At 74.7% G+C, this 21613-nt stretch carries 13 protein-coding genes; 6 read left to right on the top strand and 7 right to left on the bottom strand.

Features of this window, described 5'->3' with window-relative positions; translation table 11 throughout:
- Nucleotides 1–35 precede the first annotated feature (35 nt).
- From ACZ7MX_RS13490 to ACZ7MX_RS13500, 3 genes are all read left to right on the top strand, one after another.
- Nucleotides 36–776: a PP2C family protein-serine/threonine phosphatase gene (locus ACZ7MX_RS13490; RefSeq protein ID WP_472131686.1), complete on the top strand. Its 741-nt coding sequence runs from the start codon at nucleotides 36–38 to the stop codon at nucleotides 774–776.
- A 183-nt stretch (nucleotides 777–959) separates the two neighbouring features.
- A complete protein-coding gene (locus ACZ7MX_RS13495; RefSeq protein WP_472131687.1) occupies nucleotides 960–2492 on the top strand; it encodes a protein kinase domain-containing protein in 1533 nt (510 codons plus the stop codon).
- Between the two features lie 288 nt (nucleotides 2493–2780).
- Nucleotides 2781–4304 carry a chitinase gene (locus ACZ7MX_RS13500; protein ID WP_472131688.1) on the top strand — a complete coding sequence of 508 codons (1524 nt, stop codon included), beginning with the start codon at nucleotides 2781–2783 and terminating at the stop codon, nucleotides 4302–4304.
- A gap of 16 nt (nucleotides 4305–4320) precedes the next feature.
- On the opposite strand, the gene ACZ7MX_RS13505 is transcribed toward ACZ7MX_RS13500, so the two are convergent.
- Nucleotides 4321–5235 (bottom strand): SCO2400 family protein, encoded by a 915-nt coding sequence (locus tag ACZ7MX_RS13505; protein WP_472131689.1) that lies wholly within the window; start codon nucleotides 5233–5235, stop codon nucleotides 4321–4323.
- 289 nt (nucleotides 5236–5524) lie between these two features.
- Here ACZ7MX_RS13505 and ACZ7MX_RS13510 point away from each other — a divergent pair, with 289 nt between their 5' ends.
- Nucleotides 5525–6013, top strand: coding sequence for a DUF6153 family protein (locus ACZ7MX_RS13510; protein WP_472131690.1), 489 nt, complete (start codon nucleotides 5525–5527; stop codon nucleotides 6011–6013).
- 96 nt (nucleotides 6014–6109) lie between these two features.
- A complete protein-coding gene (locus ACZ7MX_RS13515) occupies nucleotides 6110–6799 on the top strand; it encodes a DUF305 domain-containing protein (RefSeq protein ID WP_472131691.1) in 690 nt (229 codons plus the stop codon).
- An 88-nt stretch (nucleotides 6800–6887) separates the two neighbouring features.
- Here the strand turns inward: ACZ7MX_RS13515 and ACZ7MX_RS13520 are convergent, their stop codons facing one another.
- On the bottom strand, nucleotides 6888–7919 hold the full coding sequence (locus ACZ7MX_RS13520; RefSeq protein ID WP_472131692.1) for a TerD family protein: 1032 nt from the start codon (nucleotides 7917–7919) through the stop codon (nucleotides 6888–6890).
- A 259-nt stretch (nucleotides 7920–8178) separates the two neighbouring features.
- Between ACZ7MX_RS13520 and ACZ7MX_RS13525 the strand changes: the two genes are divergently transcribed.
- Nucleotides 8179–8412: a chaplin gene (locus ACZ7MX_RS13525; protein WP_472131693.1), complete on the top strand. Its 234-nt coding sequence runs from the start codon at nucleotides 8179–8181 to the stop codon at nucleotides 8410–8412.
- 57 nt (nucleotides 8413–8469) lie between these two features.
- Here the strand turns inward: ACZ7MX_RS13525 and ACZ7MX_RS13530 are convergent, their stop codons facing one another.
- From ACZ7MX_RS13530 to ACZ7MX_RS13550, 5 genes are all read right to left on the bottom strand, one after another.
- Nucleotides 8470–10791, bottom strand: a complete 2322-nt coding sequence (locus ACZ7MX_RS13530) for a hypothetical protein (RefSeq protein ID WP_472131694.1) — start codon at nucleotides 10789–10791, stop codon at nucleotides 8470–8472.
- The gene (locus tag ACZ7MX_RS13535; protein WP_472131695.1) at nucleotides 10788–12896 is read right to left on the bottom strand and encodes a serine/threonine-protein kinase; all 2109 of its coding nucleotides are present in this window, start codon (nucleotides 12894–12896) and stop codon (nucleotides 10788–10790) included. Before ACZ7MX_RS13535 ends, ACZ7MX_RS13530 begins: the two co-directional genes overlap by 4 nt.
- On the bottom strand, nucleotides 12893–15520 hold the full coding sequence (locus ACZ7MX_RS13540) for a hypothetical protein (RefSeq protein ID WP_472131696.1): 2628 nt from the start codon (nucleotides 15518–15520) through the stop codon (nucleotides 12893–12895). The genes ACZ7MX_RS13535 and ACZ7MX_RS13540 overlap by 4 nt, the downstream gene beginning before the upstream one ends.
- The gene (locus tag ACZ7MX_RS13545) at nucleotides 15517–19122 is read right to left on the bottom strand and encodes a tubulin-like doman-containing protein (protein ID WP_472131697.1); all 3606 of its coding nucleotides are present in this window, start codon (nucleotides 19120–19122) and stop codon (nucleotides 15517–15519) included. Before ACZ7MX_RS13545 ends, ACZ7MX_RS13540 begins: the two co-directional genes overlap by 4 nt.
- 121 nt (nucleotides 19123–19243) lie before the next feature.
- Complete coding sequence (locus ACZ7MX_RS13550) at nucleotides 19244–21574, bottom strand: VWA domain-containing protein (protein ID WP_472131698.1); 2331 nt, start codon at nucleotides 21572–21574, stop codon at nucleotides 19244–19246.
- Between the last annotated feature and the right edge of the window lie 39 nt (nucleotides 21575–21613).

Consider the following 21613-nt stretch of genomic DNA (forward strand, 5'->3'; position numbering starts at 1 on the left):
CGGCCCCCGCCGGCCTTCGACAGACGGGACCCGCCATGCCGTACATCACCGTCACCGCCCTCAGCCATCCCGGGCTGCTGCGCGACCACAACGAGGACAGTCTGGTGGCCGGGCCGTGGACGCTGTGCGGCACGGTGACCGAGAATCCGCAGACGCTGGTGTTCCCGCTGGGCACCCCGCTCGTGGTCGCGGTCGCCGACGGCATCGGCGGACAGCCGGCCGGCGAGGTGGCCAGTGCGCTGACCGTCCGGCAACTGGCCGCGGTCGGCCCCGGTCTCGGCAGCGAACAGGCGGTCCGGGAGGCCCTGGACGTCTGCAACCGGGCGGTCTACGCGGCCGCCGGCCGGGACCCGGAGCTCGGCACCATGGGCACCACGGTGGCCGGCGCGGTCGTGCTGCGCGAGTCCCTGGTGGTCTTCAACGTCGGCGACAGCCGGGTGCTGTCCGTGACCGAGGAGGGCCTGCACCGGATGAGCGTGGACGACAGCCCGCCGCTCGCCCCGGGCCACCGCACCACCTCCCTGGTCACCCAGGCGCTCGGCGGCACCCGGACGTACAACGAGATCACCCCGCACGTCACCACCGCCCCGCTCACCTCCCGCAACCGCTACCTCGTGTGCACCGACGGCCTGACCGACCCGGTCCCCGAACCCACCCTCGACGAGCTCCTGCGTGCCCACGACACCGGCCGGGCCGCCTTCGAACTGTGGAAGACCGCCATCGAGGCCGGCGGGCCGGACAACATCACCCTGGCGCTGATCGGCATCGGTGACTGACGGCCCCGGCGCCGGCCCGGACCGCTCCGGGACCGCCTCCGCGACCACCCCCGGCCTCCCGCTCGGGAGCCGCAGTGGGAGATCCCACACGCCCACCCCGTACGGAACCCGCCCCCGCCCGGTGGCGTCTTCGGCCGTGGTGCAAACGGTGACGGTCCGTGGAGGAACCCGGTGGAGCGCAGGATGTTGGGGCAGCGTTACGAGCTGGTGGAACAGCTCGGTCAGGGCGGGATGGGGACCGTCCACCGGGCCGTCGACCACCGGCTGCGCCGCACCGTCGCGGTCAAGACGCTCTCCGCCGAGCTGGCCCGGCAGCCCGAGTTCCTCAGCCGGTTCCAGCGCGAGGCGCGGGCCGCGGCCGCGCTCAACCACCCCGGCGTGGCCACCGTGCACGACGTCGGCGAGGACACCGCCGACGGGTCCACCGAGCCCTACCTGGTGATGGAGTACGTCGAGGGCCGCACCCTGAGCCGGGTGCTCGACGCGGGCCCGCTGCCCCTGGCGCAGGCCGTCGACCTCACCTGCCAGGTGCTGGACGCGCTCGATCACAGCCACCGGCACGCCATCGTCCACCGCGACATCAAGCCCGCGAACGTGATGCTCACCGGTGCCGGCACCGCGAAGGTCGTCGACTTCGGCATCGCCAAGGCGCTCAGCGAGGTGGCCACCCGGCTGACCGGGACGGGGGTGGCGGTCGGCACGCCCGCCTACCTCGCGCCGGAACAGATCAACGGCGCCGAGACCGACCACCGCACCGACCTCTACGCGGTGGCCTGTCTGCTCCACGAACTGCTGACCGGCCGTCCGCCGTACACCGGGGACTCGCCGTTCTCCGTCATGCACCAGCACCTGGCGGCCGACCCGGTCCCGCCGTCCCGGCTCCGGCCGGACCTTCCGCCCGCCCTCGACGCGGTGATCGTCCGGGCGCTGCACAAGGACCGCGACGGCCGGTACCCGAGCGCCGCCGCGATGCGCGCCGCCCTCACCGCGGCCACCGCTCCTGCTCCCGAGCCGGTACCGGCTGCCGCACGCATACCCGCGGCCGTCCCCGCGGCCGTCCCGACCCCCACCGCGCTCGACCCGCGGGCGGCGGCCCCGGCCGGGCCGGCCCCGGCGAAGGACCCGGCCGCCCCGGGGCCGGCCGCCGCAGGGGAGCCCGCCCCGGACCTCGCCCCGGACCCCGGCCCGCAGCCCGCAGCGCGGCCGCAGCGCAGGCGGCTGCCCGGCCGGGTGGTCTTCCGGCCCACCGCCGAGGGTGCGGTGGCGCTGCTCGGCTGTGTGCTGTCGCTGGTCATCTCCCGTTCGCAGGTGATCGAGGTCGGCCAGTTCTCCCGGGTCGCGCTGCTCGCCGCGGTCGCCGGTGCGGTGCTGCTGCTCTGGTCGGCGCGGCTCGCCTGCGCGGTGGTCTGGGGCCCGGTCGCCGAGGCCGTGGCCGTGTGGTCCGAACTGGCCCGCGGATACCTGGGCTGGGACACCCACTACGTCGTCATCGCCCTGCTCCTCGCGGTCGTCGCCGCGCTGTGCCTCGCCGCCGGGTACCGGGACGAACGCTCCGGCGGGTTCGCGCTGGTGGCCTTCTGGTTCACCGCCCTCACCGCCATCTGGTTCTTCCTCGACGACCTGCGCAAGATAGGCGTCTTCTACGTCCTGCTCCTCGCCGTCACCCTCGCCATCGGCACCCAGGTCCTCAAGTCCCGGACGCGGTCGGCCACCTGACCCCGGCCGGGCGCGGCGCCGCGTGACGCCCGGCCGCGGCCGGCCGGCGGGCCCCGCCGTCGGGCCGCTCGCCGTCGGCCTCCTTGTCCGGGGCGGGCGAGTGGTCCAGGGCGCCGTCTGAAAGCTGGGCAGGAGCGCAGCGCCGCTGGCCGCGAATTGGTCTATTCCTGTCTTGGTCCAGTCCATTGACGAGCCGTCGTCCCCAGGGTTATCCCCTATCTCATGCCAACCACCGTGACGGGAACGGGAGTTGGCCGCGCGTCCCCCTCCTCACCCCCTGGGACAGACATGAGACGTATGCGCTCCTTCCGGGCGGCTCTCGCCGCCGCCGTCACCGCGGTGGCCGCGGCCGGCCTGACCGCGCTGGGCGGCGGCACCGCCCACGCGGCGACCCCCCTTCCGCACCGGGTCTTCGCCCCCTACGTCGAGACGTGGACCGGCGAGAGCCCCGCCGCGCTGGCCGCCGCGTCGGGCGCGAAGCACCTGACCATGGCCTTCCTCCAGACGGAGGCCAAGGGTTCGTGCACGCCCTACTGGAACGGCGACACCGGGAAGCCGGTCTCCCCGGCCGCGTTCGGCGACGACATCAAGACCCTCCAGGCCCGCGGCGGGGACGCCATCCCCTCGTTCGGCGGCTACGCCGCGGACACCACCGGCACCGAGATCGCCGACAGCTGTACGGACGTGAGCAGGATCGCCGCCGCCTACGAGAAGGTCGTCACCACCTACGACGTGGCCCGGCTCGACATGGACGTCGAGGTCGACTCGCTGAACAACGCCGCCGGCATCGACCGCCGGAACAAGGCCCTCAAGCTGGTGCAGGACTGGGCGGCGGCCAACGGGCGCACCCTGGAGATCTCCTACACCCTGCCGACCACCACCCACGGCCTCGCCGACAGCGGTCTCGCGGTGCTGCGGAACGCGGTGAGCAACGGCACGCGGGTGGACGTCGCCAACATCATGACCTTCGACTACTACGACAACGCCGCCCACGACATGGCGGCGGACACGAAGGCCGCCGCCCAGGGCCTGCACGACCAGCTGGCCCGGCTCCACCCGGGCACGCCGGACGACCGGCTGTGGGGGATGATCGGCGTCACCGAGATGCCCGGCGTCGACGACTTCGGCCCGGCCGAGACCTTCACCCTCGCCCACGCCGGCCAGGTCTACGACTGGGCGGTCGCCAAGGGCATCGACACCCTGTCGTTCTGGGCGCTCCAGCGGGACAACGGCGGCTGCCCCGGCGGCAAGGCCGCGGACAACTGCTCCGGTATCCAGCAGAACACCTGGGACTTCACCCACGTCTTCGCGCCCTTCACGGGCGGTACGGGCACCCCGGCCGACGACTTCTCGGTGACCGCCGCGCCCGCCGCCGGTTCGGTGGCCGCGGGCAGTACGGCCACCACCACAGTGCGGACCGCGGTGACCGCGGGCGCCGCGCAGCCGGTGAAGCTCACGGTCGGCGGCGCTCCCGCGGGCGTCACCGCCTCGCTCAGCCCCGCCTCGGTGACCGCCGGCGGTTCCTCGACGCTCACCCTCGCCACGACCCCGGCGACGGCCTCCGGCACGTACACCCTCACGGTCACGGGTAGGGGCACCACCGGCAGCCACACCACGACGTACGTGCTGACCGTCACCGGCGGCAGCGGCCATCAGTGCACCGCCGCGGCCTGGTCGGCCGGCGCCGTGTACACCGGCGGCCAGCAGGTGTCCCACCGGGGCCACACCTGGAAGGCCAAGTGGTGGACCACCGGCGAGGAGCCCGGCACCACCGGCGAATGGGGCGTCTGGCAGGACCTCGGGGCCTGCTGAACGACGGTCCCGCCGGTCAGAGGCAGACGACGCCGAGCACGCAGAGGTGGGACGGCGAGGTCGGCTCGGTGGACGGCGAACTCGGCGTCGTCGACGGCTGCTGCTGCGTCGGGGTCGTCGACGACGAGCCCGAGTCGGAGCCGGAGCCGGAGCCGGTGGACTGCTGCGCCGAGGAGCCGCCCGAGCCCGGGGCGGACTGGCCGGAGGAGGCCGGCGCTGCGACCGCGGGTGCCGTGTCGGTGTGGGCGGCGTGCCTGCCCGGGGCCGGTGCGGCCGCGGTGTGCGGTGCGGTGCTGGGGGCCGGGGCGGAGTGCGTCGGGGCGGCGGAGGGCTGCTGTGCGGCCGCCGGGGCGGAGGAGTGGCCGACGCCGGCGTCGGGCTTGCGGTGGCGGCCCAGGGGCGCGCGGTCACCGGGGTGCCGGGAGGCCCGGCCGTCCGGCTCCTCCGAGGCGGTCGGGGTGCCGGGCGCGGAGACGGTCTCCGGGTCCGGTGTGGAGGACGCCTGGGCGTGGGCGGTGGCGGGCCGGTTGTTCTGCAGCAGCGTCGCGGTCACCGTGCCGCCGACCAGCGCGAACGCGGTCGCGGCCACCGCCCGGCGGCGGTACTTCTTCCACCGCGCCAGCTGCCGGCGCCGCGCGGCGCGGCCCTGCCCGGTGCCGGTGGCGGCCGGGACGTCGGTGCCTTCGGAGGCCGCGAGGCCCGCCTCCGGGGCGGTCGCGGCAGCCGTCTCGGCCCGCGCCGGCGTCATGGCGTCCTCGTAGAGGGCGGCCGGGGTTTCCGGTGCCTGCCAGGACTCCCACAGCGCGGCCGCCTCGGCACCCGTACGGGCCTGGCGGTGCGCGGGCGGGGCTATGTCCGGGGCGTAATCACCACAACCCGGGCACACGAGTGCCCCGTTGAGGTTCCGGCGGCACGAGGAGCAGTAGTCCATCTGGGAGCTTTCTGTGCTGTCGCGCCGCCAGGGACGCCGGAGACCAAATCACCTTCGCACTCGGGATCGAGCGACCAGCAACGCTAACGGCACCCCCCGGACGCGATACGAAGAGGTTGTGACGCTTCCGTGCAGATTCCCGGGCGGCGGCCCCGGCATGACCGACAAGCCCTGATGAATCCGGTACGGGCAGGCTGGACTTCACGGCGCCGCTGTGCGACGCGGCTCACAATCGACCCGCGCGGGACCGGCGCGGACGCCGCGTCCGGCCTTCCCTACGATGGGGCCCGTGAGCATCCGCGAGCCCGCGTCCGCCCCGCAGCCGAGGCTGCGGCTGACGACGCTGCTCGTCCTCACCGTGCTGGCGGGCCTGCTGGGCATGCACGGACTGGCGAACACCGGTGCGCTGCCGACCACCGCGTCCCCCGCGCACGCCGCCCACCAGATGCGCCCGACGACGGCGAGGGCCGCCCCGGCCCCGGCCCCGGCGTCCGCCCCCGCCTCCGCCTCCGCCTCCCGCGACCACGGACAGCACGGCTGCTGCCCGGGCCACGGCGACGGCGCTGACGACACCGGCGGAGGCAAGGGGCACGCCCACCACGCCGACCCGACGTGCGCCTCGGGCGCGCTTCCCGCCGCTCCGGCCCTTCCCGCGCTGCCCGCCTCCCTGACCGGCACCTCCGACCGCGCGGTGCTGCTCGCGGACCGGTTGACGGACGGCACCACCGGGGCCCGCCCCCCACCCTCCCTCGCCCAGCTCCAGGTCCTGCGGATATAGGACGCGCCCGCCCGGCGCAGCGCCGTACGCCCTCATGGCCGGTCTGCGCCGCGGACGAGCACGCCTTCCCTCCACTGATCACAGGAGCTTTGCGTCATGCACGCGACCCGTAATGCCCGAACCGTTCTGATCCGCCGCGCCGCGCTGGCGGCGGCCGCCGTGACCGCGGCGACCCTCACCCTGTCCGCCTGCGGCAGCGACGGCGGCAAGACCGACGACGCGACCCCGAGCGGCAAGCCGTCCGCGACGGCGGGCGCGTCCACGGGCAAGCACAACACCGCCGACGTGGCCTTCGCGAAGGAGATGATCCCGCACCACCGCCAGGCCGTGGCCATGGCCGACCTGGCCGCGACCCGGGCCGGCTCGGCGGACGTCAAGGCGCTCGCCGCCACGATCAAGAAGGCCCAGGACCCGGAGATCACCACCATGTCCGGCTGGCTGAAGTCCTGGGGCGAGAAGGTCCCCCAGGACCACGACATGGCCACGATGCACGGCGGGACGCACGGCATGGAGGGCACGGACGGCATGGCGGGCATGGACCACGGGGGCGCCAAGCCCATGCCCGGCATGATGAGTGCCCAGGAGATGGACACGATGAAGAACGCCACCGGGAAGGCGTTCGACGCCCAGTTCCTGCAGCTGATGGTCAAGCACCACCAGGGCGCGGTCGCGATGGCCGGCACCGAGCGGAAGCAGGGCGCGTACGGCCCGGCCAAGACGCTCGCCGGTGACATCATCACCGCCCAGAACGCGGAGATCGCCCGGATGCGCAAGCTGCTCGGCTGACGCCCGGTCTCCACGGCAGCCACAGAACGGGGCGGGCACCCAGGTGCCCGCCCCGTTCGCTCCTGCCTCGGCGCCTGTTCCTCTGCTCTTATTCCTCGTAGAAGTTGTTCACCACGACGTCCGGTTCGTCGTCGTCGAAGGCTTCGTTGAGGAGGGCGCCGCCGACCAGTCCGGCCGCGCCGGCACCGATCAGCGCACCGGTGCCGAACCGCCGGCCGCCGCCCTGCTGGTGGTGGTCCGGCTGCTGCGGATATCCCTGCTGCACCGGCTGCGGGTAGCCCTGCGGAGCCCCTGGCGCGTACGGATCCGGGTATCCGGCCTGGGGCGCGGCGTAGTACGGCGGCGGCGTGGTCTGTACGCGCTGGGCGCAGCCGGGGCACGCCTGGATCTGGCGCGGGACGCCCCACTGCGGGGACCAGGTGACGAGCGTGCTGCCGGGACCGTGGCCAGGGTCGAAGAAGCAGGTCATGGGGGAACTCCCGGTGGGTGAGGGGGCGGTGGGGGCGTGCGGCGCCGAGGGGGCGACGGCCGGCGGTTGCGGCCGGAGGACGTCGACGCCGAAGTCCTGCGCGATCCCGGCCAGCCCGGAGGCATAGCCCTGGCCGACGGCCCGGAACTTCCATTCCGCGCCGTGCCGGTACAGCTCGCCGAAGACCATGGCGGTCTCGGTGGCCGCGTCCCCGCGCAGGTCGTAGCGGGCCAGTTCGGTACCGGTGGTCTCGTCGACCACCCGGATGTGGGCGCGCTGGACCTGACCGAAGCTCTGCCCGCGCTGCTCGGCCTCGTAGAGCGAGACCGGGAAGACGATCTTCTCGACCTCGGGCGGGACCGCGGTCAGGTCGATGTGGATCCGTTCGTCGTCACCGCCGCTGCCGCCGACCGGTTCACTGCCGGAATGGCGGACCGATCCGTCCGGGCTGCGGAGGTTGTTGAAGAAGACGAAGTGGTCGTCGGAGAGGACCGTGCCGGACCGGTCGCACAGCAGGGCACTGGCGTCCAGGTCGAAGCCGGCCCCGCCGCCGGCCCCCACCTGCCAGCCCAGCCCGACGCTCACGGCGGTCAGGCCGGGCGCCTGTTTGCTGAGCGACACGTTGCCGCCCTTGGTCAGGGCCACACTCATCTGCTCCTCCACAACTCTCGCGCGTGCAGCATCCGTCGGCTTCAACGCGATGCGCGTCCCCGGGGTTCCTGAATTGCGCAATCAGTGAAGCGATGGGCCTTATCGCTACGGTGGCGCGCCGGCGTACAGGGCGGAAGGCGATACGCAACGCTCCCACCCGTACAGGGGGTTTCGTTCCCGGCCTTGCGCTTTGGGTGTTTTCCGGACCGGGGCGCGGAGACGTTACCGGGCGAGTGTGCCCTCACCTTCAGGAGGAACCATGCGCATCCGTACCGCAGTTGCCAGCACCGCCCTGACCGCCGCCGCCGTCCTGGGGGGAGCCGGTGTCGCCGCCGCCGACTCCGGAGCAGGGGGCGCTGCGCTGCATTCACCAGGTGTCATCTCGGGCAACACCATCCAGATCCCGATCCATCTGCCGATCCACCTGTGCGGCAACAGCATCGACATCATCGGGGTGCTCAACCCGGCCTTCGGCACCTGTGCGAGCGACTGAGCGGACAGCGGAGGGCCCCGGCCGGTTGCTTCCCGGCCGGGGCCCTCCCGTTGTCGGTCACGAGAAGATCAGCACGATGGTGAGGAGCACCAGGATCACGCCGACGCCGGTGCCCACCACGCAGCCCAGGCTGGAGGTCAATTCGTTGAACCGGCTCCCGAAGGCGGGTGGATCCGGTGCGGTCGTGGGGGGAGCCGGGGCCGGCGGCTGGGCGGTGGACGGCGGGGTGGCGGAGGTGGGGGCCAGGCTCTTCTGGTGTACGTCCCGGACGATCTGCTGCCAGACGTCGGCCGGCAGGTCGGGGGCGACGCCGTTCGCCGGGGCGATGATGGTGTCCCAGAGCCAGTTGCCCGCCGTGGGATGACGGTCCCGGCACATGCGGTGCAGCAGCTCCCGCACATCGGCCAGATGGCGGGTGTCCCTGGCCAGCGGGGCGACGGCCCAGAGGTAGAGATCGGCGGCCCGGCGCGCCATGGCCATCCGGGACGCCGACTCCGTGTCCAGCCCGTTCGGCTCGAAGTACAGGCCCTTGTCGAGCACCACCCGGCACAGGTCGTGCTGCATCTGCGGCCGGCGCTCCCGCACCCGCCGGCCGTCCCCCAGCTCGTCCAGCAGCATCCCCAGCGGCTCCGGTGGCAGCCCACCGGCACGCAGCACCTCCAGCAGTGCTTCGTCGGGCAGGGCGCGCAGCCGCCGCTTGAGCAGATCGCGCTGCAGGGCGTCCCGAGGGAGGGGATTGCGCAACTCGTCGCGGATCTGCGTCACTTCGCCGGCGCTGGGTGTCTGGGAGGTGCTGGGCGCCCGGGGGGCGGGGGGCGACGGCTCGTGCAGCACCGCGGGCGGCTCGTGGGACACGGGAGGCTGGGCCGCCGCCGGGAGCGGCGTCTCCCGGACGGGTGGTGTTTCCCGGACCGGTGGTGTTTCCCGGATCGGGGGTGTCTCGCGGGCCGGGGGTGATGCTTCCCGGATCGGGGGTGCCTCCCGGACCGGGGGTGCCTCCCGGACCGGGGGTGACGCTTCCCGGATCGGGGGTGCCTCTCGCGCCGGGGGTGGTGTCTCCCGGTCCCGGACCGGCGGTTCCTCCCGCGCCGCTGGTGTATCCCGTACCGGCGGCTCCTCTCGTTCCTCCCGGACCGGCGGCGTCTCCCGTACGGGCGGCGGCAGGTTGGTCGGCGCGGGCGCGGGCGCGGGCGCGGGCGCGGGCGCAGGCGGGTGCGTCGGGGCGGGTGCGGGTCCCGGCGGCGGGCCGGGGTCCGGCTGGGGGGCCGTGGCGGCCGGGTGGGGGCCCGGCGGCCGGTCGGTGGAGAGGAAGTCCTTGAGCAGGGCCTGGCGTCGCGGCCAGTCCAGCGTCGCGCCGTTCCTCAGCCCGTCGAGCAGCTGCGGCAGGCCGGGGCTGCCCGGCGGATGCGCCAGGAGGTGCTTGACCAGCCGGTTCGCGGCCTTGTGCTCGATCTGCGGCTGGGCCGGCGTGCGGACCTCGACCCGGGCCAGCGGGCCCGGCCCGCCCGTGTCCGGTTCCCAGCGCGGTACGCACATCAGCCGCAGCGGATGGCTGTCGACCGTGTCGTACGTCGCGAACGTCCACTCGCGCCCCAGCCAGGAGCCGAAGAGCAGGAACAGGCCCAGGTAGACCAGTGGCGCGGGATCCGGGCCCGGCTGGCCGGGTGGTTCCTCCTCTTCCATGAGGAGCGAGATCCGCTGGGCCGGGTCGCGCAGCCACTCCGCGGCGATCAGGATCAGCGGGCGCTGGACCGTCGGCAGCCGCCGCTCCATCTCCGGCAGCCACCGGCGGGCCAGTGCGTCGAGTTCCCCGCACTCCACCGGGCGCAGCTGCCCGGTGGCCTGTTCGGCGGACTCCCGGGGGCTCCAGCCGCCGTACGCGAGGCCGAGGCTCTGACGGGTCTTCAACGTGCCCGGCGCGCCGATCAGGACATGGCTGACCGTGCTGGGGCGGCCGCCCCGGTCGGTGGTGGGCCAGCGCTGGACGAGCATCACGTCGCCGTCGCGGGAGACCGTGCGGACGACGCTCGGCCGGGGCGCGGCCGCACCGGAGACCCACAGCAACGGGCCGAGTTCCCGGCCCAGTTCCTCGGCGCGTTCGGCCGTGCAGGAGTGGGCGACGGCCTTCATGCCGGTGCCCTGGCGCCCCTGGTTGCCGTCCCACCGGAAGACCACCTGGTGCACCGTCTCCACGGCTCCGCCGCCGCCCGGGCCGCCCGCGCCGCCCGTGAAGCCCGGGCCGCCCGTGGAGGCCGGGCCGCCCGCGTAAGCCGGCCCGCCGGTGACGGGCCCGCCCGTGAGGCCCGGTCCGCCGGGGCCGGTGCCCGTGCCGGTGGTCGTAGGCCGGTGCGCCGGTCTCCGCTCCGTGAAGTCGCTCACTCCGCTTCCTCTCCCCCTGATCCGCCGGCTTCCGGCGGCGGCGCCGATGGCCGCGCGGCCGCCCCTCCGAGGGCGAACGCCTCGGCGCCGCCCGGCACTTCGATCACCCCGTGCATCGCCAGCAGCGACACCAACGGCGCCAGCACCCGCCGGGGGCCCACCCCGGTCGGATAGCGGCCGTGGTCCTCCTGGCCGCCGGTGGCCGACGCGACGTGCAGGGTGCACCGGCGGATCGCGTCGAACGGCCGCAGCCACGCCTGGCCGGCGTGCCGGCGCAGCAGGCCGTGGACGTCCCGGCTCTCCTCGTGCACCCGCGCGGGGTCGAGGGCGGTGGGCGGTGCCTCGCCCAGCCACCGGTCGACGGGCGGCTGGAACCGCAGCAGGTCGGCCTTGCCCAGCACCATCGCGGCCGCCACGTCCAGATACGGGCCGTTCTTCGGCAGCCGGTCCAGGACCGTGCCGAAGGCGAGATCGCCGTCCCGGTTCACCTCCAGGCCCCAGCGTTCCCTGGCGTGGTCCAGATGCGGCAGCGGGAGCGCCAGCGCCGGGTCGACGACGAAGACCAGGGCGTCGACCCCGAGCAGGAAGCGGAGCGCGGCGTCGGTCCGTACCAGGTCCTCGCCGCCGAGGTCGAAGAAGGCGACCGGCCGCACCTGCCCGCGGGCGTCGGTGATCAGCAGCGACTCCACGAAGCGGGCGAAGCCGTCCAGCCCGATCCCGCCGGTGTGGTCGAGGACCTTGCCGTTGCGCAGCGGCTGCACCCGTTCCCGTACGAACCGGGCGTGCTGCTCGGGGTTGACGGACTGCCACTTCAGACCGAACGGCTCCAGTCCGCCGTCGGTGATCTCGGCGATCATCTGGGTCAGCAGATGGCTCTTGCCGGTGGAGGACTGGCCGACCATCGCGACGGTCAGCGGGCGGCCGTAGGTCAGGTAGGGCACCGGGATGAAGTGCTCGGGGAAGTCCGGGTCCGCGGTGCACTTCTGGACGGCGGACCGCATCACGTCCTGCCGCCGCAGGGCGTTGGTGATCCCCTTGACGTCCAGCTGCTGGTACTGCATCCGGCTGTCGGTGACGTACAGCGCGGTGAGGTCGAGCTGGATGGGCTCCAGGCAGTACGGGCAGAGGACTTCGCCGGCGCTCCGCCCGCCGCCGTTCCCGTCCCGGGCCTCGGCGGCGGGGGCCTGCCGTTTGAGGCGCAGGGCCTGGTCGAACGCCTCCCGGTCCGGGCGGTTCTCGTCGTCGGCGGGCCCGGTGAGCGTGAGCTGCCGGGCGGCCCCCGGGGCGAGGAGGTCGAGCAGCCCGGCCGGCGTCGGCCGGTCGGCGGCCCGCGGGGCGAAGGCCCCGCGCAGCGTCTCGGCGAGCACCCGGTGCGCGGCGAGGTCGTCGGGTGCCCGGTCGGCCGGTCCGGGCCGGCCGGTCACCAGCTGGTAGAGCACCTGGGCGGCGCTCCACACCGCGTCCCGGGAGTCCACGAACCCCTCTCCGCGGCGCTGTTCGGGCGGGCAGTAGGGGGCCCGGCCCCACCGGGTCCGCGGCCGCCCGACGTGGGCCACCCCCTCCAGCCCCCAGAGCTGCACCGAGGTGCCGTCCCAGAGCACGGTGGCCGGTGAGATGCCGCGCAGCACCAGGCCCTGGCCGTCCAGCAGGCACAGCGCCCGCAGCAGGTCCCGGGCGAAGACCCGCTGGTCGCTGGCGGACATCACATGGGTGCGCGCGGCCGCGGTGCCGCGCGGCGCGGCGTACAGCAGGAACGGCTCGGCGGTGTCGAGTTCATAGCCGATGATCTGCGGGAAGAGCGCTGCGTGCTCCGGGTCGTCGAGCACCCGGTGCAGCCGCAGCGCGGTGCCCGCCTCGGCGTCCAGCAGGGCCCGGGCCGCCGGGTTGGCCGCGTCGGCCGCGGTCAGCCGCACCTGGACGCACTGCTGGCCCTCGTCGTCGAGCAGGCCGTTGCGGATGCGCTGCGGCAACTGCGGATCGCGGCGGGACTCGCGGCCGAAGCGGACCGGGGCGACCCGGCGCCGCCCCGAGGGAACGGTGAAGGCGAGCGTGGCCCGCCGGGTACTGTCCGGCTGCACCACATGGGGGTGCGAGGTGCTGGTCACCAGACGTCGCCGTCCCTTCCTTCGTACGCGTCGACCTGGGGGGACCCGTCGGGGCCGCCGTATCCGCCGGGTCCGTCGAAACCGTGGCGGCCGTCGGTCCCGTCGGGCCCGGGGCTCTCGCGGGGGCGGACGGTGTCGACCACGCCCATCCGCAGCGGGGTGAGCCGGATGAGCCCGGCGTACCGCCCCGACGACGTCCACAGCGCGTCGGCCGGCTGGCCCGTGCCACCGGTCCGCCAGGACTTCTCGACCTCGCCGCGCACCGCCTCCGGCGCGAATCTGAGCCACACCGCGGCCGCCGGGTCGCGGTTGAGCAGCGTGCCCTGCTCGGGCGAGGACAGCTGGACCACGGCCCGCCGGTCGGCCTCCGCGCCCACCAGTTCGGCCACCCGCTGCGGGTCGGTCCCCAGGAGGTTCGCCGAGGTGGCGCGGACGCGGTGGCCGGCGGCGAACGGCGGTGCGGCCAGCACCCCGTTGGTCCGGAGGTGCCGGCGGGCCGCCGAGAGCAGCTCGCGGACCCGTTCCTCGGTGCGCCGGACGGCGAGCGCCCCGGCCTGGCCGCGTTCGACGGCGCCCCAGTACGGCGCCATCGCGACCATCGCGGCGTCCGTCAGGTCCCCGGCCAGGGTGGCGACCAGCTCCGGCCCGCCCTCGCCGCTCTCCCGGTCCAGCCAGCGCGGAGCACCGGCGGTGCGGTCCTCCCAGGGCTCGTCGGGTCCGGTGGGCCGCTGTTCCCCGGCCGGTGCGGCGGGTTCGTCCCAGGAGGGCTCGTCGTCCCACGCGTAGGCGCTGGCCCAGTCGCTGTCCGCGTCGTCGGCCACCGCGAAGGTGCCCGTCTCCAGGGCCGAGGCGCTGGCGAGCCAGTCGTCCGCGGCCGGCGACTCGGTGCCGGACGTGCCGGTGCCGGCCGGCCGTTCGGGCTCGGGGGCCGCCTCGGCGTCCGCGGCGGCCGCGGTCGCCCGCAGCATGCCGGCCACGGACCGGGCCGCGTCGGCGCAGTACAGCCGCTCGTCGGCGGCCCAGTGCTCCCGGACCGCCTCGGCCAGCAGCGCGTCCAGCCCGGCCAGGACCCGGCGCAGCGCGAGGGTGCCCTGGTCCGCGCCCCAGGTGTCGGCCGCGGTACGCCACAGCCGGCGTGCGGTCTCCACCGCGGCGCCGATGCCCACCAGTGCCGCGGCGGTGCTCAGCCACGGCGGTGGGTCGGTCGCGTACGCCGTGATCACGCCGGCCACCGCGCCCACGACCGCCGCGATCCGGGGGCCCACGGCCCACCGGCCCGGCCGCCCCGCGCCCCGCAGCCGGCTCGCGCCGAGCATCGCCAGGCCCTGGAAGACCAGCGGGACGAGCAGCGCCAGGGCCGTGAACGGCCACTGCCACAGCGCGCCGAGCAGCCCCGCCGCGCCCGCCGCCACCACCGCGGCCGGGTGGACCGGCAGCGGGCCCGCCGCCCCGGACCGGGCCGCCGCGTCGGCGACCGGCAGGTCGGCCAGCCGCGGCAGCAGCGCCGAACCCGGCACCGGTTCCACCCGCCCGGCCAGCGCGGTGAACCGCCGGGCCACCGCGCGCAGCGCCAGCCCCTGTCCCAGGAGCTTGCCGGCGAACTCCCGCAGCCCCTCCCCGATCCGCTCGCCCACGCCCTCGGCCGAGGGCACCCGCAGACCGAGGGCCGCGAGCCGGGCGGTGGCCTCGGCGGAGGACGGCGAGGCACCCGAACTGCCGCCGCCGTGCAGGGCGCCCGCGACCAGCTCCCGGTAGTCGACGAGCGCCTGGTGCGCCCGGTCGAGCTCGGCCTCGAACGTCCCCCGGTGGACGGGCCGCAGCAGGCCGAGGACGGTCCGCAGCCCGGCCAGCTCCTCCTCCGCGTCGTCCAGTGCTTCCGCGCAGGCGCGGTAGGCGTCGTCCGCCACCCCGCCGGTCTCGCGGTGCCGCAGGTCGCGGCCGCCGCGGCCGGCCACCAGGCCGCGCAGCGGCTCCGGCAGATCGACGCCGGACCGGGTGGCCGGCAACTCCGCCGCGTGGTCCAGGTCCTCGCCGGCGAACCGGCTGAGCGCATCGCGCCAGGCCCGGTCCCGTACCTCGGGCGGCAGGTCCTGCTCCAGCAGCCGTACGCCGGGCGCGGCGACGGTGTCGGGCAGCGACCCGAGGTCGTCGAGCACCCGCTGGAAGACGTCCGGCACCGACAGCAGGTCCACCAGGACCGCCAGCGCCGCCGGGTCGTCGGGCGCCGGCTGCTCCAGCGCGGTCCGGGCGGAGCGCAGATCGCCCGCCCACAGCAGCGCGGTGCCGGAACCGCGCAGCACTGCGGGCCGCACCAGCCGCCGGTCGGGCGGCAGCACTTCCTCGTCGCCGGCGTACACCGCGGGCGCGCTGCCCACCAGCAGCACCAGCATCCGGACCTCGCCCAACGCCCGGTAGGCGGCGAGGAGTTCGTACTGCCGCTGGTGCTCGGTCAGGCCCGCCGGGGTGTCCACCACCAGGAACAGCGGGTGGTCGGGCTCGGGCAGTCCGGCCCGGCCGAGCTGCCGGGCGACCGCGGACCGCACGGCCGCGGCCGTGTCGAGCTGCGCCGCCTGCGTCCGCAGGTCCAGGTGGACGACGGCGGTGGCCTCCTCCGGCGTGGTCACTCCGCATCACCGTCCCAGGGGTTGCGGCGCGCACGGTCCCGGCCGCCGTCGTCGGCGCCGTCGGACGAGCGGTCCTCCCGGGCGTCGTCGTCCCAGGGCGCCCACGGCCGGCCGTCGCCGGCGGAGTGCCCGTTGAGCCGGTCGCGGTCGCGGCCCTCCTCCCGGTCCCGCTCCGGCTCCCGGTCGCGGTCGCGGCTGCGGTCCTGGTCCTGGTCGCGTTCCCGTTCCGCGGCCGGCCGCCGGGCGCCGGTGCCGTACGAACCGTCGCCGGACGCGTCGCCGCCGTACCCGTCCCGCCCGTACGAGTCCCCGTCGCGCCCGTACGAGTCCCCGCCGTACGCGTCGTCGTCCTGGTACGCCCCGCCCGAGGACCGTGGCGCGGTGCCCCAGTCGTCCTCCTCGGTCACCCGGCGCCGGGGCTCGGGGAACTCCTTGCGGGCCCGTGGCTCCGGTGTGCCGCCGCGGACGTGCTCCAGCAGGGTGCGCAGGGTCGGCTGGATGGCGCGCTGGTCGCCGAACTCGGTGTCCAGCGCGGCCGGCAGGGTCTCCGCCCAGAATTCCCACAGCGGCCGGACCCAGCCCTCGACCCGCTCCCCGCCGCGCTCCCGGCGGTCCTCCAGCAGCCTCAGCTGCGCCGGCGCGATCTTCTCGACCAGTTCGACGAAGAGCGGATGGGGATCGCTGCCGCTCCGGGCCAGCCCCTGCGGCTGGGCCCCCATCAGCTCGCGGCAGTAGTCCTCGACGATCCGCTCGTCGTCGAGGACGGTCCAGCGCTCGTACGAGCGGAGCAGCTCCGCCCAGCTCGACACCCCGCCGGGGAAGTCCCCCAGCCGCAGCCGGACACCGGGCACGTTCTCGCCCTTCTCGGGGAACAGCCGCAGCCGCACCCGCTCGGGCGAGGACGTGTCACCGTCCACCACGTCCACCTGGCCGTTCCACATGCAGCACAGCAGCCGGTGCAGGATGGCGCGGCGGTCGTCCTCGCAGCTCACCATCCAGCTGTCCCGGTAGCCGAGCCGCTGCCGCCACCGCAGCACGTCGTGCGCCTGCTCGTTGTCCTTGGCCCGGGCCCACTGGCGCAGCACCTTGCGGGCCTCCGGCACCTGGGTGAGGCTCATCTCGCTGCGGAACAGCACCACCGTGATCGAGTCGCTCTCCACGCCGCGGTACTCCACCGAGTTCTTGGCGTCGGAGGGCAGCCGCAGCGCCTTGCCGAGGAACTCCTGCACCTCCTCCACGGCCTGGACCCGCGGGTAGGTGACCAGCACCCGCAGCGGGCCGGTGCCCTCCGGGGTGAAGCCCACCGGCAGCAGCCCGGTCAGCTTCCGGCCGAACAGCTCCAGCGCCTCCTTGCTGACCTGGTCGGTGGCGTCCGCGTCGCCCGCCGCGGCGGCCAGCAGGGTGCTCATCGGCGGCAGCAGCGGCCGCTCCTCCAGGTGTTCGCCGCTCTCCGCGAACAGCCGGGTGATCCGGCCCTCCAGCTGGGCCTTGACGGCCGCCACCGCACCGTCCGGGTTGCGGCGGCTCTGCGCGTGCACCGAGCGCCAGGTGTCCCCGTCGATCATCTTGAGCAGCAGCGCGGCCTCGTCGTCGTGCTCGCGCAGGCCCTCGCGGCGGACCAGCCGGGTGACCAGGTCCTCGTAGAAGTGGTTGAGGGTGCGCTGCGGCGGCAGCAGGTACGAGATGCCGGTGCGGTCCTCGTAGAGTTCGAGGCCCTTCTGCGCGGAGAGCTTCCGCTCCTGCTCGGAGTGCTTGCGGAAGGCGTTCACCAGCCGCCCGAGGTCGGTGCCGGCGGCGTCCGCCTGGGGCTGCCAGCGCTGCTGCTGCTCCCGCCACGCCTCGTGCCAGACGATCCGGCTGCGCCACTGGTACCAGGCGTTCTGTGCCTGGAGGGCCGCCTGCACATCGTCGTCGCCCCAGCGGGCCGGGGACATACCGGCCAGCCGGCCCTTGATCCGCGGGGTCTTGGGCGGCTGGTCGGTGACCCCCGCCGGGCGCGGGGGAGCGACCGCGCGGCTGTTGAGCATGCCCAGGAACCCGGCGCGGGCGATCGGTTCGTCGCTGTCCGGGACCCCGCGCACGACGCGTTCGGCGAGGAACGGGTCGACGGTCTGCAGGAGTTTGTCGATGGCGGGGCGCGGCGAGAACCGGTCGGCCATCGAGGCGGCCTGACGGTCGGCGGCGGACTGCAGGTCGACCAGCAGCCGCTGCATGTCCGCGATCCGCTCGCCCAGCGCCACCTCGATGGCCCGGCTGCCGCGCGGCAGCGGCTCGGGATCGGATACCAGCAACTGCCGCCGCTCCCACAGGTCTTCGAGGCCGGAGTCGGCGAACAGCTGCCGGATCATCGGCACCGCGCCGTCCCGCAGCGTGGTCCGCGGCCGCTCGACGAGGTCGGTGACCGCCTCGCGCAGCAGCCGGCCGGCCACCAGGTCGGCCAGCTGGTCCATCGGCGCGGTCATGGAGGCCACCAGGCTGGTGGAGACGCCCTGCCGGCCGATGCCGGTGGGCGACATCGCGCTGCGGTGCACGCCCCGGTTGATGAAGCTCGCGGCGAAGGTCTGGTAGTCGTCGTCGGCCGCGGTCGTCCGGCCCCGGGACCGGCCGTCGCCCAGTTCGGTGCCGATCAGCGACATCACCAGGGAGACGATGGAGCGCCGCAGGTCGTCCTGGCGGATGCCGGCGGTCGGGCTGAACAGGAAGGCGGTGGGCAGGATGCCGGTCCGCAGCCGGATCGGGGTGGTGCCGGGGTAGCGGATGCCGAGCCCGGAGGAGTCGTGGTCCAGGTCGCCGATCTCCGCGCCCTCGGTCGGGGCGTTCTGCCCGTCCACCAGCCGGAACAGGTCGACCAGGGCCCGGGCCGCGTTGAGCTCGGCCTCCCGCCCGCCGCCGGAGGCCGAGGAGAACGAGGACGGCATGACGACCAGCGGGTAGATCTTCACGCCGTCGAACCGGCGCATCTTGAACGCCTGGTTGATCAGGTGCAGGTAGTCCAGGAAGATCCCGGCGCCGGTGCCGCCGGCCACCGAGAAGGCGACGAACACGTCGCAGCCGTTGACCTTGCCGCCGCCCAGTTCGCTCAGCTCACCGGCCGACTTGGCGATCGCGTCGATCGCCTGGAGCAGCGGCTCCAGCACCGGGGCCAGGCTGTGCCGCAGGGTGGCGAACAGGGCGGCGCGGCCGACGGTGGGCAGCTGGCCGGCGCCGTTGTGGAGCGGGGTGACCTTCGGCTCGTCGATGCGCGGCGGCAGCCAGTCGGCGACCTCGTCGCGCAGGCTCGCCCGGAGCATCTTGGTCACTTCCGGTGAACTGTCGAAGTTCGGCAGCAGGTTGTGGGTGGCCCGCGAGGTACGGGCGTACGCGGCCCGCAGCGACGGGTCGACGTTGAACTGCGGCAGGCGCTGGAGGTCGGTCTCGCTGTAGTCGGCGTACACGAACTGGAGGCAGTCGGGCAGCTGGTAGGGGGCGTGGCCGCTCAGATGGCTGAGCGCGACGCCGTCCGGACCGCACAGCTCGGCCCGCAGCCGGCGCTCCAGTTCGGCGCCGACCAGGCCACCGGTGCCGCCCAGGCCGACGAAGAGCATCGGCTGGAAGATTTTCATGGGTTCCTCCCGTTGCGGCCGTACCGGCGGCCGGTCGTTCGATCTGTGCGGTGCGCGCGGCCCGGCGGCCGCGGGGCGGTGTGCCGGGGCGGGCCGGTGGCGTACCGGCCCGCCCCGCGCGTCACCGGTACGACTCGTAGGTGCTGGTGCCGTCGTCCTCGGTGGTGACCGTGGGGGTGGTGGGGGTCGTGCCGGTCCGCTGCCGCGAGCTCCAAGTGGGCCGGTTTTTGCGGGACTTGGTCGATCGGGTCTCCTCGCCGAGGGAGAGGCTCAGCCCGTCGCTCAGCGGGACGGTGCCGTTCGCCGGCAGCCGGGTCCGCCCGGCGCCCCGCTCGCGCACCCACGCGCCGCCCTCGGGGCTGCGCTGGATCGCGTACCGGCCGTGGTTGCGCCGCTCGATGCGCGGGCTGCGGGTCGGTTCGACGACCGCGAACTCGTACCACTGCTTGTGGCCGTGCCCGGCCGGGTGGGTGGCGACCACGTCGCCGTCCTCGGAGACCAGTTGCAGCATCAGGCCGTACGGGTCCCGGCGGCCGCGCCGCTGCCGCAGCCAGGCGAGGACCGCGGCGACGACCGCGGCGAGCACCGCGGCCGCGATGAGGAACGCCCACCAGTACGCGTCCCAGATGCCGGGCTCCGGCGTCACCGTGACCGACAGCGGGGCCCGCACCACGGTCCGGTCGTGGTCGGTGGTGTCGACGGCGGTGACGGTGCCGCCGAGCTTCAGCCCGTCGTCGTTGAGGCGGTCACCGAAGGCGTCGGCCGGGCCGAGGCGGACCGTCACCGTCTTCGTCCCGGATTCCTGGGGCTTCAGCTCGATCTCGGCCGGGGTGACCGACACCAGCCCCGGCTGGAGGTCGGCGACCGACAGCCGCAGGGTGTGCGGGGTCTTGCCGATGTTGTGGACGTTCAGGGTGCCGGTGACCTCGTCCCCGGGGTGGGCGTCCGCGGCCGGCAGCCGCAGCGTGCCGGACACCGGCAGCACGTCCGGCGCGACCAGGCCGCTCGCGCTGCGGGTGTCCGCGCTCAGGCCCGAGGCGGTCAGCGTGCCGCTCACCTTCAGCGCCCCGTCGGCGCTGCGCGGGACCGTCACGAAACCGCTGAACGAGCCGTCGCTCGCGGTGGGGTCGGGCCCCTTCCCGTCGTCGGTGAGCTGCACCGGCACCGCGGCGAAGCCGTCCCCGGTCAGCTCGCTGCGGACCCGCAGTCCGGCGTAGTCCCGGGGGTCCTTGATCTGGTAGCCCTCGCGGGTCTGCAGCCGCATGGTCACCGTGGCCTTCTGGCCGGCCTGCGGCGACGGCGGGTCCATGGTGATCGCGCCGCGCAGTTCGCCCTGCCACAGCACGCTGACCCCGACCGGCAGCGAGCGGTGCCCCTCGGGCGCCTCGGCCTTCACCTGCCACACGCCGGGCACCGGGTCGACGATCTTCAGCGCCTCGACGGTGTCCCCGGCGCCCGCCAGCTCGAAGTGCGACTTGCGGTACGACCCCGTGGTGGGCACCTGGTGGCCGTTCGGGTCGATGTAGGTGATCGTCACCTTGGGGTCGCTCTTGTCGACCACGATGCTGCCCACGGTCGCCAGCGGCGAGATGCCGACCTCCAGGGTGGCCGGCGGCCGCTTGCTGTCGCCCTGCTTGTAGCGCAGGCAGTGCGCCGCGGCGAAGATCTTCTCCAGTTTCGGGCCGAGGTCCTTGGCGCCGGAGACCTTGTCGGCCTTCGGGCTGGCGGAGGGCAGTTCCACACAGCCCTTCTGGTAGCCGCCGGCGGCCATCTTGTCGAGCTGTTCCTGGTCCGGGTCGGGGCCGAAGCCCAGCGGCCAGATCTGCACCCCCTGCGCCCGGGCGTTCTTCAGCTCCTGGTCCAGCTGCCGCTCGCCCTCGTCCTTGCGGTGCGCGGGGTCGCCGTACTGCGGGCTGCCGGTGACGTCCATCTGCCCGTCGGTGAGCAGGAACAGCACCCGCGGCACGGACGGGTCGGTGCCGGAGCTCAGTTCGTGCACGCCCTGGCGTATCGCGCTCGGGAAGTCGGTGCCGGTGCCCTCGCTCTTCTTGCGGCTGCGCAGCTTGTCCACGCACCCGCCGATCGAGTCCCGCCCGGCCGCGTCCAGTGTGGTCCGCGGGCACACCGGGTCCACCGCACGCTGGTCACCGGACTCGGCGGCGGCGAAACCGAAGACCGTGACGTGGGACGCCGAGGAGACGTCGCCGAGCGCGATCCGGGCCGCGGCGGCCTTCTCCGCCGTCATGTCGTCGGGTGCCAGGCTGGCCGACTCGTCCACCGCCACCGCGTAGTTGACGGACTTGAAGGCCGGTGTCGACGCCGCCGCCGGCACCGGATCATGGGCGGCGGGCGCCAGCAGGGATATGAGCACCGCGGCGCCGCCCAGCACACGGACCGCGCCGCGCCGCGCCCAGCCCCTTCCGTTCCGCCGTCTTCCCCTCGCTGTTCCCACGGCCGTCCCCTTATTTCGTTTCTGCGTCGTGTGCTTGAT

Source organism: Streptomyces sp. NPDC107765 (assembly GCF_055657085.1).

Bases quoted from the DNA above. Each gene is read 5' to 3' on its own strand.
- ACZ7MX_RS13515 (WP_472131691.1), top strand. From the start codon at position 6,110: ATGCACGCGACCCGTAATGCCCGAACCGTTCTGATCCGCCGCGCCGCG.
- ACZ7MX_RS13500 (WP_472131688.1), top strand. From the start codon at position 2,781: ATGAGACGTATGCGCTCCTTCCGGGCGGCTCTCGCCGCCGCCGTCACC.
- ACZ7MX_RS13490 (WP_472131686.1), top strand. From the start codon at position 36: ATGCCGTACATCACCGTCACCGCCCTCAGCCATCCCGGGCTGCTGCGC.
- ACZ7MX_RS13520 (WP_472131692.1), bottom strand. From the start codon at position 7,919: ATGAGTGTGGCCCTGACCAAGGGCGGCAACGTGTCGCTCAGCAAACAG.
- ACZ7MX_RS13545 (WP_472131697.1), bottom strand. From the start codon at position 19,122: ATGAAAATCTTCCAGCCGATGCTCTTCGTCGGCCTGGGCGGCACCGGT.
- ACZ7MX_RS13525 (WP_472131693.1), top strand. From the start codon at position 8,179: ATGCGCATCCGTACCGCAGTTGCCAGCACCGCCCTGACCGCCGCCGCC.
- ACZ7MX_RS13495 (WP_472131687.1), top strand. From the start codon at position 960: ATGTTGGGGCAGCGTTACGAGCTGGTGGAACAGCTCGGTCAGGGCGGG.
- ACZ7MX_RS13505 (WP_472131689.1), bottom strand. From the start codon at position 5,235: ATGGACTACTGCTCCTCGTGCCGCCGGAACCTCAACGGGGCACTCGTG.